General features: G+C 58.0%; 15 protein-coding genes. 5 read left to right on the forward strand and 10 right to left on the reverse strand.

Annotation, left to right across the window (positions count from 1 at the left end; genetic code table 11):
* Positions 1 to 9: 9 nt before the first annotated feature.
* The 8 genes from D3878_RS13980 to D3878_RS23820 all read right to left on the reverse strand — a co-directional run bounded on the left by D3878_RS13980 (position 10) and on the right by D3878_RS23820 (position 8,767).
* Complete coding sequence (locus D3878_RS13980; protein WP_233556331.1) at positions 10 to 1,404, reverse strand: MmgE/PrpD family protein; 1,395 nt, start codon at positions 1,402 to 1,404, stop codon at positions 10 to 12.
* A gap of 45 nt (positions 1,405 to 1,449) precedes the next feature.
* On the reverse strand, positions 1,450 to 2,952 hold the full coding sequence (locus D3878_RS13985; RefSeq protein ID WP_119786046.1) for a long-chain-fatty-acid--CoA ligase: 1,503 nt from the start codon (positions 2,950 to 2,952) through the stop codon (positions 1,450 to 1,452).
* Between the two features lie 74 nt (positions 2,953 to 3,026).
* The gene (locus D3878_RS13990) at positions 3,027 to 4,199 is read right to left on the reverse strand and encodes an acyl-CoA dehydrogenase family protein (RefSeq protein WP_119786047.1); all 1,173 of its coding nucleotides are present in this window, start codon (positions 4,197 to 4,199) and stop codon (positions 3,027 to 3,029) included.
* 18 nt (positions 4,200 to 4,217) lie between these two features.
* The gene (locus tag D3878_RS13995; protein ID WP_119786048.1) at positions 4,218 to 5,450 is read right to left on the reverse strand and encodes a dihydrolipoamide acetyltransferase family protein; all 1,233 of its coding nucleotides are present in this window, start codon (positions 5,448 to 5,450) and stop codon (positions 4,218 to 4,220) included.
* 2 nt (positions 5,451 to 5,452) lie between these two features.
* Positions 5,453 to 6,241 carry an enoyl-CoA hydratase/isomerase family protein gene (locus D3878_RS14000; protein WP_119786049.1) on the reverse strand — a complete coding sequence of 263 codons (789 nt, stop codon included), beginning with the start codon at positions 6,239 to 6,241 and terminating at the stop codon, positions 5,453 to 5,455.
* Positions 6,242 to 6,261: 20 nt separating this feature from the next.
* Entirely contained in the window at positions 6,262 to 7,236 is a 975-nt protein-coding gene (locus tag D3878_RS14005) for an alpha-ketoacid dehydrogenase subunit beta (RefSeq protein ID WP_119786050.1), read from the reverse strand.
* 1 nt (position 7,237) lies between these two features.
* Positions 7,238 to 8,164, reverse strand: coding sequence for a thiamine pyrophosphate-dependent dehydrogenase E1 component subunit alpha (locus D3878_RS14010; RefSeq protein ID WP_119787902.1), 927 nt, complete (start codon positions 8,162 to 8,164; stop codon positions 7,238 to 7,240).
* A gap of 432 nt (positions 8,165 to 8,596) precedes the next feature.
* Positions 8,597 to 8,767 carry a hypothetical protein gene (locus D3878_RS23820; RefSeq protein ID WP_158592269.1) on the reverse strand — a complete coding sequence of 57 codons (171 nt, stop codon included), beginning with the start codon at positions 8,765 to 8,767 and terminating at the stop codon, positions 8,597 to 8,599.
* Between the two features lie 12 nt (positions 8,768 to 8,779).
* Between D3878_RS23820 and D3878_RS14015 the strand changes: the two genes are divergently transcribed.
* Together D3878_RS14015 and D3878_RS14020 are read left to right on the forward strand one after the other, a co-directional pair.
* Positions 8,780 to 9,949 carry an iron-containing alcohol dehydrogenase gene (locus D3878_RS14015; RefSeq protein WP_233556332.1) on the forward strand — a complete coding sequence of 390 codons (1,170 nt, stop codon included), beginning with the start codon at positions 8,780 to 8,782 and terminating at the stop codon, positions 9,947 to 9,949.
* Between the two features lie 250 nt (positions 9,950 to 10,199).
* Positions 10,200 to 11,213: an adenosine deaminase gene (locus D3878_RS14020; RefSeq protein WP_119786052.1), complete on the forward strand. Its 1,014-nt coding sequence runs from the start codon at positions 10,200 to 10,202 to the stop codon at positions 11,211 to 11,213.
* A 29-nt stretch (positions 11,214 to 11,242) separates the two neighbouring features.
* Here D3878_RS14020 and D3878_RS14025 read toward each other — a convergent pair whose 3' ends face one another.
* Positions 11,243 to 11,626: a VOC family protein gene (locus D3878_RS14025; protein WP_119787903.1), complete on the reverse strand. Its 384-nt coding sequence runs from the start codon at positions 11,624 to 11,626 to the stop codon at positions 11,243 to 11,245.
* Between the two features lie 212 nt (positions 11,627 to 11,838).
* Between D3878_RS14025 and D3878_RS14030 the strand changes: the two genes are divergently transcribed.
* The 3 genes from D3878_RS14030 to D3878_RS23825 all read left to right on the forward strand — a co-directional run bounded on the left by D3878_RS14030 (position 11,839) and on the right by D3878_RS23825 (position 15,274).
* The gene (locus tag D3878_RS14030; RefSeq protein ID WP_119786053.1) at positions 11,839 to 14,640 is read left to right on the forward strand and encodes a bifunctional diguanylate cyclase/phosphodiesterase; all 2,802 of its coding nucleotides are present in this window, start codon (positions 11,839 to 11,841) and stop codon (positions 14,638 to 14,640) included.
* A 161-nt stretch (positions 14,641 to 14,801) separates the two neighbouring features.
* A complete protein-coding gene (locus tag D3878_RS14035) occupies positions 14,802 to 15,065 on the forward strand; it encodes a hypothetical protein (RefSeq protein ID WP_147383957.1) in 264 nt (87 codons plus the stop codon).
* 44 nt (positions 15,066 to 15,109) lie between these two features.
* Complete coding sequence (locus tag D3878_RS23825) at positions 15,110 to 15,274, forward strand: hypothetical protein (RefSeq protein ID WP_158592270.1); 165 nt, start codon at positions 15,110 to 15,112, stop codon at positions 15,272 to 15,274.
* A 62-nt stretch (positions 15,275 to 15,336) separates the two neighbouring features.
* On the opposite strand, the gene D3878_RS14040 is transcribed toward D3878_RS23825, so the two are convergent.
* Positions 15,337 to 15,996 carry an MlaC/ttg2D family ABC transporter substrate-binding protein gene (locus D3878_RS14040; RefSeq protein WP_199688166.1) on the reverse strand — a complete coding sequence of 220 codons (660 nt, stop codon included), beginning with the start codon at positions 15,994 to 15,996 and terminating at the stop codon, positions 15,337 to 15,339.
* Positions 15,997 to 16,022 lie beyond the last annotated feature (26 nt).

A 16,022-nucleotide genomic window follows, 5' to 3' on the forward strand; every position in this document is an offset into this window, starting at 1 on the left:
GATACAGCACTACGCCAGATTGGCGCGACTCACGACAACATCGACCGGATGCTGAATTGGCCGAAATGCGTTCAGCACATCGTTCAAATCAGCTCGCGGCAATTCTTCAACAAACTTTTCAAGACGCGCATAGGATTCCGCAGCGACGCCGGTTTCTTCGCCGATTTGCCGGATGAGCCGGGAAACGCGGGCGCGGTCGTAACTGTATGTCGCGTGGTCGGCCTGGAATTCCTCGATGAGCGGTGCCGGTTGCCCATCCAGTTCAACCTCGATACGGCAAGCCAGCAATCCAAGCGACTCATCAGGAATCGGCGTCATCCGCGACATGAATGCGTTAATGTCCTGGTCATCGAACTGGCTCATCTGCGCCACTGTCGGGACGCCATTGAGCAAGGTCGTGGCGACGCAATACTGGATGCTCATGAGCGTTCCGGAGACGCTTTTGAAAGGGCCGCGCGAATTCATTCCGGCGTATCCGACCACGGTCGGATTGAGATAAATTTTTGCCGACTTGACGCTTTTCAGCGGCGCCTGAATTTTTTCTCGCAGCCGCAATGCCGCATTCACCGGCGTCTGGTTCAATGCGCACACCGGATAGGGCTTGAAGGTCACTTTCATGACGGACCATTCGCGGCCGAGCTTTTCCAGGAAGTGTTCGACATTGCAGTCAGTACGCACGAACGTCCGGACAAATCCAGCGCGACCTTCGAAAGCATTTGCAGCCGAAATCGAGCCTTGCAATGCAAGCGCTGCCGCAGTCAGGCCATTGCGGCCGGCAATCCCGACCTGATAGCGCCATTCATCCGTGCCGTCGCCGAAAGACTGCAATATGCCGCCGGTAAACGAAGCGGCATTGGCAAGGGCGGCGCCCGTCTGTTCAACGTCGAGCTTCCACAGCCTTGCGACTGCAGCGGCAGCGGCAATCGTCCCGTAGAGGGGGGTGGCCCGCAATCCAGCGGCCGTGGTTTGCGGTGAATAGGCAGACTCGAGTGCTCCGCCCACTTCGTAGCCGGCAACCATGGCGGGAATAAAGTCGGCGACGTCACCTTCGTCATTCTCGATCAAGGCGGTCAGCAAAGGGAGCAGGATGGCGCCGAAATGCGCCACGCCACAGGTATCTTCCTGTGCGCGGCCGTGAAATAACGCCGCATTTGCCAACGCTGCGCCTGCCGGGCTCGTCTTGCGTCCGTCACGCAGCAAGGTGGCGCCATTTTCACGCTCGCCATCCATCATCAGCACGGATCGCGCCGCCACCGGGAAGAAAGCGGTCGTATGCGATCCCAGTGCGATCCCGTAGCCGTTCAGGATGCAGGCGCGGGTCTTTTCGATTACCTCCGCCGGGATCGAGTCCATCGCGAGCCCGGCAACAAAACGGGAAAATATGCCAGCCATGTTCGTCGTCATCTTCATCATCTCCTGTTGCGCTGTGTGCAGCGTATTTTTATAAGATTAATTTTTGGGGCCTTGATGCTCTTCCCGCAAGCGCCGCTTGAGAACTTTTCCAGAAGGATTTCGCGGCAGGTCAGTGGCAAGGATTAATTCCCTGGGCACCTTGAAACCGGCCAGGTACTGGCGACAATGGGTGGCAAGTGCCTCATACGTCAGCTTCGCCCCAGGCTTGAGCACCACGACCGCGACCACGCGTTCGCCCCAGTTTTCATCGGGAACGCCAATCACGGCTGCCTCGGCGACTTCAGGCAATTGATAGATGACATTTTCGACTTCGCACGACGCGACATTCTCTGCACCGGAGAGGATCATGTCCTTGGCGCGATCGGTCAGGAACAGGAAGCCGTCCTCATCCAGATGCCCGATGTCGCCAGTGCGCAGCCAATCGCCGTAAAAACTCTCGGCGGTTTTTTCCGGGGCGTTCCAGTAGCCTTTGGTGACTTTAGGGCCACGGATGCAGATCTCGCCGTCGACATTCGGCGGCAAACTGTTGCCCGAGTCATCGGCGATCCGGATTTCGACATGGGGCAGTGCGCGGCCGGTGGAACCGATTTTCTTCAGCTCCCATCCGGCTTCCATGAGCGTATCGCCGCTGCAGGTTTCGGTCATCCCGAAACCATCGATATAGCGGCCGGCGCCAAATACCCGGGTAAAGTCGCGAATACGCGATTCCGGCGTCTTCTCGCCGCCGCCGATGCACCAGCGGAACGAGGAAAGGTCGAAGCGCTCCGGCTGCTCGACGGCCAGGGTGCGGCTCAACATCACCGGCGCCATCCAGCCGCAGGTCAGCTGGTGTCGCTCGATGGCCGCCAGCGCCGCCTCCGGATCGAACTCCCGATGCACGCAAAGGACCCCGCCCGCCCACAGCACAGCGATTCCGGGCAAATCGAACGCGCCGACGTGGTACAAAGGCCCCACCACGAGCAGCCGGTCTTCCCGGTTGATCCCGAGGACGGTCATATGATCGATGGATTTCCAGGAAATATTGCCATAGGTATGCATCACGCCCTTTGGCCGGGAGGTGGTTCCCGAGGTGTACATCAGCCGTGCCAAGTCTTCCGGACCGCGCGCTACCTGCTCCGGAATGTGCAATCCGTCAGCGGCCTGGCCACTGAAGTCTTCCTGATGCTGCGCATCGAGCACGACCTTGTCGATTTCCAGTGCCTGGATAGCCTTGAATTCCTCATCCACGAACAGCAGCCTGGCCTTGGCATCCTTCAGGATGAAATCGGCTTCGGCCGGTGCCAGGCGGTAGTTAATCGGCAGGAACACCGCACCGAGATAGCTGGCAGCAAACGCGATTTCGAGAAATGCCGGACTATTTTTCAGGAACAGCGCGACGACATCGCCCGGGCCAATTCCCCAGGATTGCAGAAATGCCGCTGTACGGCGGATGCGATCATAGAACTCGCCATAGGAAATGGCCTTGTCCTGATAGATGACTGCCGGCCGCTGTGGCGCCACCATGGCGTGGTACCTGATCAATGCACTCAAGTTGAGCATCTTTTGTCTCCTTCTACCCGCGTGGTCCGTGATCTCGCCGGCCCGCCCGGTATTCTTCTATTGCTGGCAATATCTCAATACGATTTCGGCAATCCCAGGTCATGGATGGCAATGTAATTCAGGATCATCTCTTCGGAAATCGGCGCGACCTTGAATAGCCGGGCGTCGCGCCAGAGGCGCTCGACGTGGTATTCCTTCGCATAGCCCATGCCGCCCATGGTCTGCGCGCCGCGCTCGATGGCATGGAGGGCGGCCTGGGAACCGATCAGCTTGGCCATATTGGCTTCGGTTCCATAAGCTTGGCCCAGATCGCATTGGGCTGCGGCCTTCAGGTTCATGAGTCGGGCACATTCCAGTTCGGCATGCGACTGCGCCAGCGGGAACTGCAAGCCCTGGTAGGCACCAATCGGCGTATTGCCGAATATCTTGCGATCTTTAGCGTAATCCACCGCCAGCCGGGTGGCAAGACGTCCGGCCCCCACCATGCCAGCAGTCGTCACGATGCGTTCGGTGTTCAAAACATCCAGCAATTCCTTGAAACCGTTGTGCAATGTCCCGATCAGCTCGTGCGGCTCGATGCGAACATTATCGAAGAACACGGAGCAGGAGCTCAGTGTATTCGTCCCCATCTTTTCAATCGGCGCAAAGGTCAACCCAGCCCGCTTGACGTCGATCATGAACATGGAAATGCCCTGGATCGGTCGCGCCACTTCCTCCGGCTTCTGGGTACGCGCGATCACCAGCATCTTTTCGGCCGAATCCACCGCGGTAATCCAGATTTTCTGGCCATTCAGGCGCCAGCCCTCACCATCGGCCGTGGCCATGGTCTTCAGCGCCAGGCTGTTGGTGCCGGCATCCGGTTCGGTCAGCGCCATACAGAAATTCAAGTCCCCCGCCACCAGGCGCGGCAGCAGATCCGCCTTCATTGCCGCATTGCCAAACCGCGACAAAGAAACCCCGCCAAAGATCGGATTGATCATGAACAGCTGCCCCAGCGTGGCACCGCCGCCGCCTGCCGCGAGCTCCTCGATGATCAGGGCCAGCTCGAACATGCCCAGCCCGGAGCCGCCAAATTCTTCCGGCAGCGCCGCACCTACCAGCCCTGCTTCGCAGATCGCCTGCCAGCATTCCTTGGGAAAGGCCTTGTTGCGATCCAGTTCCGCCCAATACTCCAGACCGAATTGCGCGCCCACCTTGCGGGCGGTTTCGATCATCATCTTTTGTTCTTCGTTCAGTGAAAAGTCCATGGTGTTCGCCTGTATGTGTTATTTATCAGCTTTCCCGCTGCGCAGCAGGAGATATGGGTCTTGCAGGAAGTCGATGACGCGATTGAGAAATTGCAAGCCGCTGGTACCGTCGTGCAGGCGATGGTCGCCCGCCAGAACCAGGCCCATCTCGCGCTTCAGGACAGGCGCGCCATTCGCGTCCGGACGGAACACGTCGCGGATGCTGCCGACGCCGAGAATTGCCGACTGCGGCGGATTGATGATCGGCGTCATGTAGGTCACGTTGAACATGCCGGCGTTGGAGACGGTGATTGCGCCCCCCTGCATGTCGTCACGCGAGGCCTTGCCGTCACGCACGCGCTGCACCAGCTGGTCGGCCCGCCGGGCGATCTCGTCGAGACTGCAGCCACCAAGGTCATGCAATACCGGCGCCATGAGACCGCGCTCGGTCGACACGGCGACGCCCACTTCGATGGTACGGAACTGCACCACGTCGCCACCGTCCCAAATCCGGTTCTGTTGCGGCAAGGCTTCCAGGGCGCGCGCCACTGCGGCAACAATGAAGTGATTCAGCGTGAGCTTTACCTGCCCTTGCTGGGCATTGAGCCGCGTGCGCAGGGCCAGCAGTTCGCTCACCTCCGCTTCTGCGGACAGATAGAAATGGGGCGTGTTCTGCTTGGCCTCCACCATGCGCCGGGCCATGGCCTGCACCAGGCTGCTGGCTGGCGCACGTTCGGCGGCCGGAGCGATCGCCGCTTGCTTCGCTGGCAAGGACGCAGACGTCCCTTCCTTCCTGGCTGCAGCCGCGCGCACGTCAGCGGCCTTGATACGGCCATGCGGCCCGCTGCCCTGCACGGTTTGCAGTGCCACGCCCAGCTCCTCGGCCTGGCGACGCGCCAGCGGCGTCGCCACGATCCGGACAGCGGGATTGGCAGGCGTTGCTTGCGCTTGCGGCTGCGACACCACCAAAGACGCAGGCTTTGGCTCTGCAGCGGGCGCCGCAGCAGTTTCCGCCGAAGCACGCTGGCCGGGGCCGGTCCAGCGCGCCACGATTGTGCCCACAAGCACCGTCTCTCCGACAGGAACCAGAATCTCACCCATTACACCGTCGTCGTCGGCAGTGATTTCGTTGGCAACCTTTTCGGTTTCCACCACAAAGATGATATCGCCTTGTTTGACGCTGTCACCAGGCGCCACGCACCATTCGGCCACAAGCCCTTCGGTCATGGTCAGACCGAGCTTGGGCATCAGCAGATCGTTCATGCCGCTCATCATCAACGCCCGGTGAAATTGGCTTGCCGCTTCTCCAGGAATGCTGTCATCCCCTCGTGTGCGTCAGCCGTATCGAATACCAGGCCGATCATGGCCTGCTCATGCGCCAGCGCCACTGTCAACGGCATTTCGGCGCCATCGCGCAGGGTGCGCTTGAGCAGCTTCAGGACCAGCGGCGACTTCCGCGCAATCTTGCGCGCCAGTTCCAGCGCCTCATCCAGCAGGCGCTCCTTGGCCACCACCCGGTTAGCCAGGCCCATGCGCACCGCATCCTGTGCGCTGATGCGCTCACCGACAAACATCAGTTCCTTGGCAAAGCACGGCGCAATCTGGCGGATGATGCGCTGACTGCCGCCGGCGCCGGGAAACAGCCCCAGGCCGATTTCCGGCAGGGCCAGCTGTGCCGTCTCGGCCAGCAGGCGAATATCGAGCGACAGCAGCAGCTCGGTGCCGCCGCCCAGGGCCCAGCCATTGACCGCAGCAATGGTCGGCTTGTCGCAGGCTTCAAAACGGCGCATCACCCGGTGAATGTCTTCACCGAATTCCTCGTAATGGGCAATGCCATGGCGCGCCGTCATCTCCGACAGATCGCCACCCGCCACAAATGCCTTGTCACCCGCACCGGTCACCACGATAACGTGCACTTGCGAATCGCGTTCGAATTGCAGCAGGGCCTGCTCGAGCTCGAGCAGCAGCGGCGTGCTCAGCGCGTTATGCACCTCAGGCCGGTTGATCGTGAGAATGCCGACATTCTCACGCACTTCGGTCAGAACAAGACTACGTTCGGTCATGATTGGGTCTCCATTTTTATTTAGGCGCAAAGCTTGCGCACTGCTGCGATGATGTGTTCTTCCCCGGGCTGGTACTGGCGCTCCAGGCTGGGTGCAAACGGCACAGGGACAAAGGGCGCGGCAACGCGCATGATCGGCGCATCCAGTTCGTCAAAGCCGATGTCAGCCATGCGGGCGGCAATTTCCGCGCCGACCCCGAAAGCCTCGACTGCTTCATGCACGATCAGCAGGCGATGGGTGCGGCGCAGCGATTCCAGCACGGCGGCCTCGTCCCAGGGCTGAATACTGCGCAAATCCAGCACTTCGACGTCGAGCCCCTGTTCGGCCAGGGTAGCGGCGGCGCGCTCGGTCTTGGCGACCATTGCGCCATAGGTCACGATGGTCACGTCCTTGCCGGCCCGTACCAGCCTGGCCTTGCCGATCGGGATCGGGCCGGCGTCATCTGCCAGCTCGCCCTTCATTGCGTAAAGCGCTTTATTTTCCACGAAGATCACCGGATCCGAATCACGGATGGCCGCCTTCATCAACCCATAGGCATCCGCCGGATTGCTCGGGCAAACCACCTTCAGGCCTGGCACATGCGCAAACCACGCTTCCAGACACTGCGAATGCTGGGGCCCGGCACTGATGCCGCCGCCATGCGGCGTGCGCACCACCAGCGGCACCGAAGCCTGGCCGCCAAACATGTAGCGCGCTTTTGCCGCCTGATTGACCAGGGCATCCATTGCAAAGGTCATGAAATCCATGAACATGATTTCCAGGACCGGCTTCAATCCGCTCAGCGCCGCGCCTACGGCGGCATTGGACATGGATGCCTCGGAAATCGGGGTATCGCGAATACGGTCTTCGCCAAAGCGGGCATGCAAGCCCCGGGTGACGCCGAACGGTCCGCCCGCCTCGGCCACGTCCTCGCCAAACACAAATACAGCCGGATCTTCTTCCATGCATTCGGCCAGGGCACGATTGATGGCCTGCGCAAATCTAAGTTCGGCCATTTCAGTTCGCCTCCATGTTGGTATAGACATCGCTGATTGCAGCGCTCCAGTCCGGGCTGCGGCCATTGCGCGCATTGGCAACCGCCTGTTCGACCAGTTCGTCGATTTCATGCCGGATCGCCTCTACGGCGCTCGCTACCACGCCCTGCTTGAGCAAGCTGGCTTCATGACGCGTCAGCGGATCGTGCTCGCCCAATCCGGCCAGTTCGTCACTGGAACGGTATTTCTGCGGATCTCCCTCGTAGTGCCCGCGCCAGCGATGAGTGATGCACTCGATGACCTGCGGCCCGGCGCCAGAACGGATCCGCTCCACGGCGGCACTGGCGGCATCAATGACATCCATGACGTCATTGCCGCCCACCTTGACGTGCGGTATCGAGAAAGCCGACGCCAGCTTGTCCAGCGGTGCGACAAACTGCTTTTGGGTCGGCGAGAACTCCGCCCAGCCATTGTTTTCGCATACAAACAGCAGCGGCAGCTTCCACAATGAGGCCATGTTCATGCTTTCGTGCAGCACACCTTCGGCCATCGCGCCATCGCCAAAGAAGGCAACGGCAATTGCATCCGTCTTGCGGACCTGGTGCGCCAGCGCACTGCCCAATGCAATCGGGACGCTCGCGCCCACAATCGCATTGGCGCCCAACATGCCAATCGACAGATCCGCGACGTGCATCGAGCCGCCCCGCCCCTTGCAGATACCCTCTTCCTTGGCCATCAACTCCAGGAAGAAATCGTTCAGGTCCACGCCCTTGGCCAGCGCATGGCCATGCCCGCGATGCGTCGAGGCAACTGTATCATCCTTGCGCAGCACTACGCCCAGCGCCGTTGCCACTGCTTCCTGTCCCACGCTCAGATGGATAAATCCAGGAACCTCGCCGTCGGCGAACAGCCGCCCAAGTCTCAGTTCGACGGCTCGGATACAACACATCCGCCGGTAAATTTCTAATTGCTCTTCTGCACTGATTACGCCTGCCACCGCATTCTCCTTCAAGTCAATACTTGCATCACAGCTGATATACGATCTAGTTTTCTACCTGCGGGTTAATATAAATACTCATGGTTTAGCAAAGATTACTTTAGAAAATCCTGGATAGTCAAGATATTTATTGAAGAAATTGATATGTCGCAAGTCATTGATTATTAATGAACAGAACCATACGGCAAATAAATTTAATTGATAAATCTCCATTCCAGCCAAATAAATCCGTACGGAAATTCGCTGCACCGCAGGATCATGTGGCGTGGCTAAACAAGAACTTTATGACCCTTGAGTATAATTTTCGTCCGGTTGGAATAAGTACTTGACGCTCAGTGATTAAGCTCATTAATATTTGAAGGAGCAAGGGAGTGACCAGCAAGGTCAACATAAATAAAGACCCACAGAAAATGCGGCATCTATGGATGCATTGGAGACATAAATGAAGTTGCTTTCGATTGCAGCCGCACCGGCATTGCACTTCTTTTTGCGCCAGATTTCCCACCAAAAGCCATCAGGATTGGCATGCCGCCCACCTGGCGGCATCAACTTCATCAGGGAGCAAGCATGACAATGTCCGGCACTTATGAATTTCTGGCTCAGGATCGCGTTATTTTCGGCCGCCCGGCGCATGAAGCCGTGCTCGAAACAGCAAGCAAGCTTGGCAAGAGCCGCCTGATGATCGTTGCGAGCAAGACGCTCAGTCGCAAGACCGACGTCATTGCCAAGCTCAGGCAGGCACTGGGCGAGCGGTGTGTAGGCATGTTCGACGAATGTGTCGAACATGTGCCGCGCGGATCGGTGCTGGCCTTGGCTGCCGAAGTGCGCCGCCTGCAGCCAGACCTCATCGTGACGATAGGTGGCGGAACCCCGATCGACACTGTCAAGGTAATGCTCATGGCGTTGGCCGAAGATATCCGCAGTGTCGAGGACTTCGACCGGGTCCGCATCAGGGTCGGCGAGGATGGCAAGCGGCTTGTCCCCGTGGTTAATGATCCACCGCTACGTCAGATCATTGTGCCGACTACGCTATCGGGAGCAGAATTTTCCAGTCTCGGTGGCGCGACCGACCACACGCGCCAAGTCAAGGACCTTTACCATGGCCGTCTCATCGGCGGACAGGTGGTGATTCTGGACGCAGCGGTGACTGTACATACGCCTGCTGATCTCTGGTTATCCACCGGAATTCGTGCAGTCGATCACGCCGTTGAGACCATTTGCTCGCGCAATCCCCAACCGTTCACTGACGGAACCTGCCTGCATGGCCTGTCCATGCTATCGAAGTCCCTGCACACCAATCATATTTCGCCTGACAATCTGGACGCCAGGCTGGAAAGTCAACTGGGGGTGTGGCTTGCCTCTACGGGGCTCGGCCGGGTGGAGTGGGGCGCAAGCCATGGCATTGGCCATCAACTCGGCGCTGTGGCCAACGTACCGCACGGACATTGCTCATGCGTGATGCTGCCGAGCGTCCTGACCTGGAACCGCGCGAACAACGCAGAACGCCAGACCTTGGTTGCTCGGGCGATGGGGCGTGACGATGGCGACGCGGCGCGGGCAGTAGCCGATCTCGTTGCCGCCCTCGGCCAGCCCTCCCGATTGCGCGATGTCGGCGTCGAGCGTTCGCATTTTGATGCCATTGCCAGAGGGGCAATGCAAAACATGATGGTACGAAGTAACCCACGCCCGATTACGTCCGAAGCAGATATTCATCAAATCCTTGAACTTGCCTGGTGAGCACCTGATAATCGTTACAAGCTGAATAGTAATCGAACGGTTCCTGCCCACTTCTCCCCAGTCGATTCTCCGCTGCGGAGCATTGGGTACATACAAATCAGTAAATAAAATTTCCTCCGATAAGAGACCGACACATTCGATAGGTACGCGCCAATCCGCCTTTCTGGCTAACATCTTTATCGGCATGGCGCGCCCGATGCGCTATGCTTTCGCCATGCCCCCATCATCACAACCATCACTGGACTAGACTATGGATGCCACCCTGCGCAATATTCTCGAAAAAATGCCGAAGGCAGAACTCCATATCCACATTGAAGGCTCACTGGAGCCGGAGCTGATCTTTGCCCTGGCCCGGCGCAACGGCGTTGCCCTGCCCTACGCTTCCGTAGACGCGCTGCGCAGCGCCTATGCCTTCACGGACCTGCAGTCATTTCTCGACATTTACTATGCCGGCGCCAGCGTCCTGCTTGCCGAGGAAGATTTTTACGACATGACCATGGCGTATCTTCAGCGGGCGAACAACGACAACGTCAGGCATGTGGAACTATTTTTCGACCCGCAAACCCATACCTCCCGTGGTGTGGCGTTTGCCACCGTGGTCAATGGCATCCATCGCGCGGTCCAGGATGCCCGGGAAAAGTGGGGGATGACTGGCGCACTCATCATGTGCTTCCTGCGGCACCTGTCCGAGGAAGAAGCGTTCGCCACGCTCGAAGCGGCGCTGCCGTACCGCGACAAGCTGATCGGCGTCGGCCTCGACTCTTCCGAACGCGGCCACCCGCCCGAAAAATTCGCCAGGGTATTCGCGCGCTGCAAGGGGCTTGGCTTGCATCTGGTCGCGCATGCCGGCGAAGAAGGTCCGCCGGCCTACATCACGACCGCACTGGATGATTTGCATGCGGAGCGCATCGACCACGGTGTCGCCTGCATGCAGGATCCGGCGCTGGTGCAGCGCCTGGTGCGCCAGCAAACGCCACTGACCGTATGCCCGCTGTCGAACCTCAAGCTGTGCGTGTTCAAGCGACTGCAGGATCACAATCTGCTGGCGCTGCTGGAGGCTGGCATTGTCGCCACCGTCAATTCCGACGATCCGGCCTACTTCGGCGGCTACATCAATGACAACTTCATTGCAGCTTTCGAGGCATTGCCCTTGACCAGGGAACACGCGCGCCGGCTGGCGCGCAACAGTTTTTCGGCGGCCTTTTTGGCGCCGGAGGACAAGGCACGCCGTCTGCGCGAGGTCGAGGCGTTTTTCAGCCAGTGAAATACTCAGTGCAATACTCAGTGCAATAGTTACGCAGACAAGTACCGGGCGAAGCTCAGTTCGTGGCCATCCGGATCCTGAAGGTGAAAGTAGCGTTCGCCCCAAGGTGCATCGCGCGGCGCAAACAGTGGGCGAAGCCCTGCCTCAAGCGCTTTGTGGTACATGTCATCGACATCGGAAACATGGATGATGACGCGCCCCCACCAATGGATTGGCCCGTGTGTTTCGGCAATCAGGTTTAAACACGACGGTCCCACCGAGAATGTCGTAAATGCCGCGTCGGCTCCCCCGGCTGTCAGCGCAAACCCGAGCGCCTGGTAAAAGTGCACGGCACGCGCCATGTCACGTGTCGCCAGGGTAATGGCGCTCAGGCTTTCGAGAACCGGTGGCGTTTTACCTGCAGCAGGATTCATGGCAAACCCTCCATGGATGGTCAGGTGGTTCACTATAGCCGAACCACCTGACCCTTGCCGCCCTCCCGGCGGCGCGCGCAGGCTTTTCTTGCGATTCAGCTCTGGAGCCACACCGATCGTCGTATCATACTTATTACATTCGTCAGTTTTCCAGGGAAGCCAAATGATCTGTCCTCTCCATGTCATGCAAGGCAACTTGCTGAAAAGCTAGAATGGCTAGGCAACGGCTTCTTTCCTTGCCGATGTCGCGTGCCATAGTGGCATTTGTTGTAGTACTGGGACTGACACTTGCCCTGTTTTCGACGAGATATTGGCTCGAATCCGGCAAGGCTGATATTGACTTCGCGCAGCGGGCGCATGTCCGGATTACTGCGCTCACCGATCGCATCAATGTATCCATTGACAGCCTGCAATCGGTCAATCAATTGTTCATGGTCAGCAATGAGGAAATCACGCGTCACCAGTTTCAGCAGATTACGCAACCGTATTTGTCGAAATATCCCTATATCCAATCCTTTGTCTTCCATCGCCTGATTTCGGCCAATAGACGGAAGCACTATGAGGCGAGCGTTCGGAAAATTTTTCCTGAATTCAAAATAACGCAATTGCAAGGTCGCCAGCTCGTGCCGGCATCGGCCCGCGAATTGTATCTGGTGAATGATTATGTCGAGCCGCTGAAAGGCAATGAGGTCACACTAGGTTACGATGCATTATTCGACCCGATGCAGGCGGAAACTTTTTGGCGAGCGACCGATACAGGCCGTCCTGCGGCGACCGGACTGAAGATCCTTTTACAAGGCGAAAAAAAGGGCTTCACGATTCATATACCGGTCTATCGGCGGAATGCGCTACTGCTGGACATACCGTCGCGGCGCGCCGCCGTCATCGGCGATACCGAAGTGGTATTCATTGCCGAAAACCTGGTCAGAAAAATCCTGGAAGACACCGGCTTGCTGCTCATGCCCGGCATCCATATCGCTGTCTATGCCGCAGACAGTGCCGATGCGGCTGCGCTTGTCTTCAGGAACGGAAGCCAGCCGTCAGAAAATGGGGAAGCCTTATTCGGCTTTCCTGGATGGCCTGCTTTCGCGCCAGTCAGGGACGTTTCCCATACTTTTGATCTGGCAGGGAAGCCTTGGCATATTGTCGTTTCATCGGCGTCCACGCCCTTGGCCACCCTCCACTTTGGCTCCCTGCTGATACTGGCTACCGGGATTTTTCTCAGTATTGCCGTGGCCGTGCGCAGCCATGCCGCGGCTACGCAATCGCAGCGTGTCGAGGAACTGGTACGGCAGCGCACGGCAGAACTGCGCGCCACAGCCGCTGCGCTGCAGTTGCGGCAGCGCGCCATCGATGCCAGCCCCAATGCCATCGTCATCGCTGGCGCCCAGCGTCCCGATTTCCCGGTCGAATACGTGAACCCGGCATTTGAGCGCATTACCGGTTATGCGGCAAAGGATGTCATTGGCAAGCCGATGTGCCTGATGCAAGGAGAAAAACCGGACCAGGAGGCGATCGCCGGGCTGGAAGCCGCCCTTAATGCAAGACAGGAAGCCCATGCCGTTTTCCGGCATTACCGCAAGGACGGCACAATGTACTGGAACGATGTCTATATCGCGCCGGTAAGAGATGAGCGTGGCGAGATCCACCACTATGTCTGCATGCAATACGATGTTACGGCAACCAAGCGCTATGAAGAAGAACTTGAATTCAGGGCGAACTACGATACGCTGACTGGCCTGGCCAACCGGAATTTGCTACGGGAACAATTGGCCCAGGCTATTTCGTATGCTTCCCGCTATCAGCATTCGATCTGGATAGCGTTTATCGACCTCGACCGTTTCAAGTTTGTGAATGACAGTCTTGGTCACCATGCCGGCGACGCGCTACTCCAGATTGTGGCGGCCCGGTTGCGTCGCGTCGTGCGCGGTGTGGATACCGTTGCGCGGCTTGGCGGGGACGAATTTGTATTGCTTCTTCCTGGCGATGGCAACAAGCGTGGCGCCGAGGAAACGATCACGCAACTGCTAGCCGAGATAGCCAAACCGGCCCTTGTCGAAGGCAAGGAATTCTTTGTCACCTGCAGCGTCGGTATTGCGATTTATCCCAATGACGGCACCGATCCGAATCTCCTGATATCGCACGCCGATATTGCCATGTTCCGCGCGAAAGAATTGGGCGGCAACAATTTCAAGTTTTTTGAAACATCCATGAATGCGTCCACGCTCAAGCGATTGCAATTGGAAGGCGACTTGCGCAAGGCGCTCGACAATGACGAATTCGTGCTGCACTACCAACCGCAAATTGATTTACAAACCAGGAAAATCGTTGGCGTTGAGGCGTTAATTCGTTGGTCGCATCCCGATCTTGGCGTCATTCCGCCCGCCCAGTTCATCGGCCTGGCAGAAGAAACCGGCCTCATCGTTCAGATCGGAAAATGGGCACTGCATGCGGCTTGCGCACAAAACAAGGCATGGCAAAACGCCGGGGTTGGCAAATTCAGGGTCGCCGTCAACCTTTCGGCCATTGAGTTTGCGCAGCCGGATTTCGTCCAGACCATTACAAGCATCCTGACGCAGGCGCAATTAAATCCAGAGTACCTGGAAATTGAAATGACTGAAAGTATGGTGATGCACGATGTGGAAACTGCGATTCTCAAGTTACACGAGCTTAAGGCACTCGGCGTGAAAATATCCGTCGACGATTTTGGTACGGGTTATTCAAGCCTGTCTTACCTGGCACGTTTCCCTATCGACGTGCTGAAAATTGATCAGTCGTTCGTGCAAAATATCACCACACATTCGAATGGCGCGGTACTCGTCACTTCGATCATTTCGATTGCCCACAACCTGCACTTGCGGGTCATTGCCGAAGGCGTGGAAACGTCTGAACAACTTGCCTTCTTACATTTAAATGGCTGCAATGATATACAGGGATATTATTTCAGCAAACCCCTTTCTGCGCCTGCCGTTGAACAGCTACTCAGCCAGGACGTGGTCTGGCAGACTTCATAAAACATTGTTGAATAGCGGATTTCTTTTTGGAATTCCATTGCATGAACTGGCCCACACTCTGCACACTTGCGCTTTTGCTCCATTTTCCTGTCGACTCACTTGCTGCAAGCGAAACGCCCCCCGAGTCGGGGCTTGAGCCCATCCGACAGAAGGAGCAGCGCGTGATCCGCAGGGCCGTGCCCGCCCGTGTACCCGACACCGTTTCAACACCATCCACCACCACGCAATCCACCCCGCCACCCATGGCCATTCCGCAGCCGCCGCAAGCAGTTCGGCCGGAGCGGCCAGTCCCGCTGACCGGCTGCGATCCCGGGGGATGCCGGGATGCCGCCGGCAACCGGTACAATAATGGCGCGGGCAGCACGTATTTGAATGATGCGGGACGGCTCTGCACGCGCAACGGTACCTGGATGCAATGCTTTTAGCGCTGGGGAAAATTCAAGGAAGGCAGGCTGAAAAGGATTATCGGATGGCCCAGCACCACACGCTTAAAAAAATGCGCGGCATCACCATCGTGCAGACAATGCTGATCCTGATGGTGATCGGCATCGTGGGTTCGTTACTGGTGAATTTCATCATCGACAAACGGTGCGAGGCCGAGCCGTCACGGGAAATCTGCACCGACCGGCGCTAGGCCAGGCGTGTTTGCCGCGGCGCCAGAATTACTGGCCAGAATTGTTGGCCAGATTTTCTGATCTATAGCGCCTTGGCGGACGCCTTGGCGCTTGCCGCCAGACTTTTATTTTTTTCCGCCAGCGTCTCGATCAGCCCGGCGATACCGCCGCGGTTGATTTCCGAGGTAAAAGTGTTTCTGTATGCCTCGCTCATCCACACCCCGACCACGTTGACGTCGTAAATTTTCCAGCCATCTGCTGATTTTGCCATTCGGTAACTAACGCGGATCGGTTCGGCGCTGCGCTGGGGACGCCTCACCTCGAAGCGCACTTCAACTTCGTCAGCGTTGGGCTCGACGCGCAACGGCAGGAAGCGCAATGGATACCCCTTCTTGATTTGCGACATGGCACCGGCATAGGTGTACATGAGCAAGTCACGGAATTCGCTGATCAGGCGTTCCTGCTGTTCCGGCGTCGCGCCGCGCCAGTGGCGTCCGACTGCCAGCGCGGTGGCGCGGCGGAAATCAGCATGCGGCAGAATTTTTTCATTGACGACCGCCAGAATTCGCTGGCGGTTGCCGGCCTGAATTTCCTTGTCGCTGGTCGCCAGATCGATGATTTCCTGGCTCACGCGCTTGACCAAAACATCCGGCGCTTCCTGGGCAGACGCCAGGCTGGCAAATGCCGAGGCGGCATAAAGCATACAGGCAACAGTTGTTACCCAGAAATAGACTTTTCTCATTTGCCTGCCTCAATTTATACGGTGTG

This window comes from Noviherbaspirillum sedimenti, from assembly GCF_003590835.1.
Classification (GTDB): domain Bacteria; phylum Pseudomonadota; class Gammaproteobacteria; order Burkholderiales; family Burkholderiaceae_D; genus Paucimonas; species Paucimonas sedimenti.

What these genes read in the sequence shown, in the direction of transcription:
- D3878_RS13980 (WP_233556331.1), bottom strand. Translation starts at nt 1,404, where the DNA reads ATGACGACGAACATGGCTGGCATATTTTCCCGTTTTGTTGCCGGGCTC.
- D3878_RS13985 (WP_119786046.1), bottom strand. Translation starts at nt 2,952, where the DNA reads ATGCTCAACTTGAGTGCATTGATCAGGTACCACGCCATGGTGGCGCCA.
- D3878_RS13990 (WP_119786047.1), bottom strand. Translation starts at nt 4,199, where the DNA reads ATGGACTTTTCACTGAACGAAGAACAAAAGATGATGATCGAAACCGCC.
- D3878_RS13995 (WP_119786048.1), bottom strand. Translation starts at nt 5,450, where the DNA reads ATGAGCGGCATGAACGATCTGCTGATGCCCAAGCTCGGTCTGACCATG.
- D3878_RS14000 (WP_119786049.1), bottom strand. Translation starts at nt 6,241, where the DNA reads ATGACCGAACGTAGTCTTGTTCTGACCGAAGTGCGTGAGAATGTCGGC.
- D3878_RS14005 (WP_119786050.1), bottom strand. Translation starts at nt 7,236, where the DNA reads ATGGCCGAACTTAGATTTGCGCAGGCCATCAATCGTGCCCTGGCCGAA.
- D3878_RS14010 (WP_119787902.1), bottom strand. Translation starts at nt 8,164, where the DNA reads ATGTGTTGTATCCGAGCCGTCGAACTGAGACTTGGGCGGCTGTTCGCC.
- D3878_RS23820 (WP_158592269.1), bottom strand. Translation starts at nt 8,767, where the DNA reads ATGAAGTTGATGCCGCCAGGTGGGCGGCATGCCAATCCTGATGGCTTT.
- D3878_RS14015 (WP_233556332.1), top strand. Translation starts at nt 8,780, where the DNA reads ATGACAATGTCCGGCACTTATGAATTTCTGGCTCAGGATCGCGTTATT.
- D3878_RS14020 (WP_119786052.1), top strand. Translation starts at nt 10,200, where the DNA reads ATGGATGCCACCCTGCGCAATATTCTCGAAAAAATGCCGAAGGCAGAA.
- D3878_RS14025 (WP_119787903.1), bottom strand. Translation starts at nt 11,626, where the DNA reads ATGAATCCTGCTGCAGGTAAAACGCCACCGGTTCTCGAAAGCCTGAGC.
- D3878_RS14030 (WP_119786053.1), top strand. Translation starts at nt 11,839, where the DNA reads ATGGCTAGGCAACGGCTTCTTTCCTTGCCGATGTCGCGTGCCATAGTG.
- D3878_RS23825 (WP_158592270.1), top strand. Translation starts at nt 15,110, where the DNA reads ATGGCCCAGCACCACACGCTTAAAAAAATGCGCGGCATCACCATCGTG.
- D3878_RS14040 (WP_199688166.1), bottom strand. Translation starts at nt 15,996, where the DNA reads ATGAGAAAAGTCTATTTCTGGGTAACAACTGTTGCCTGTATGCTTTAT.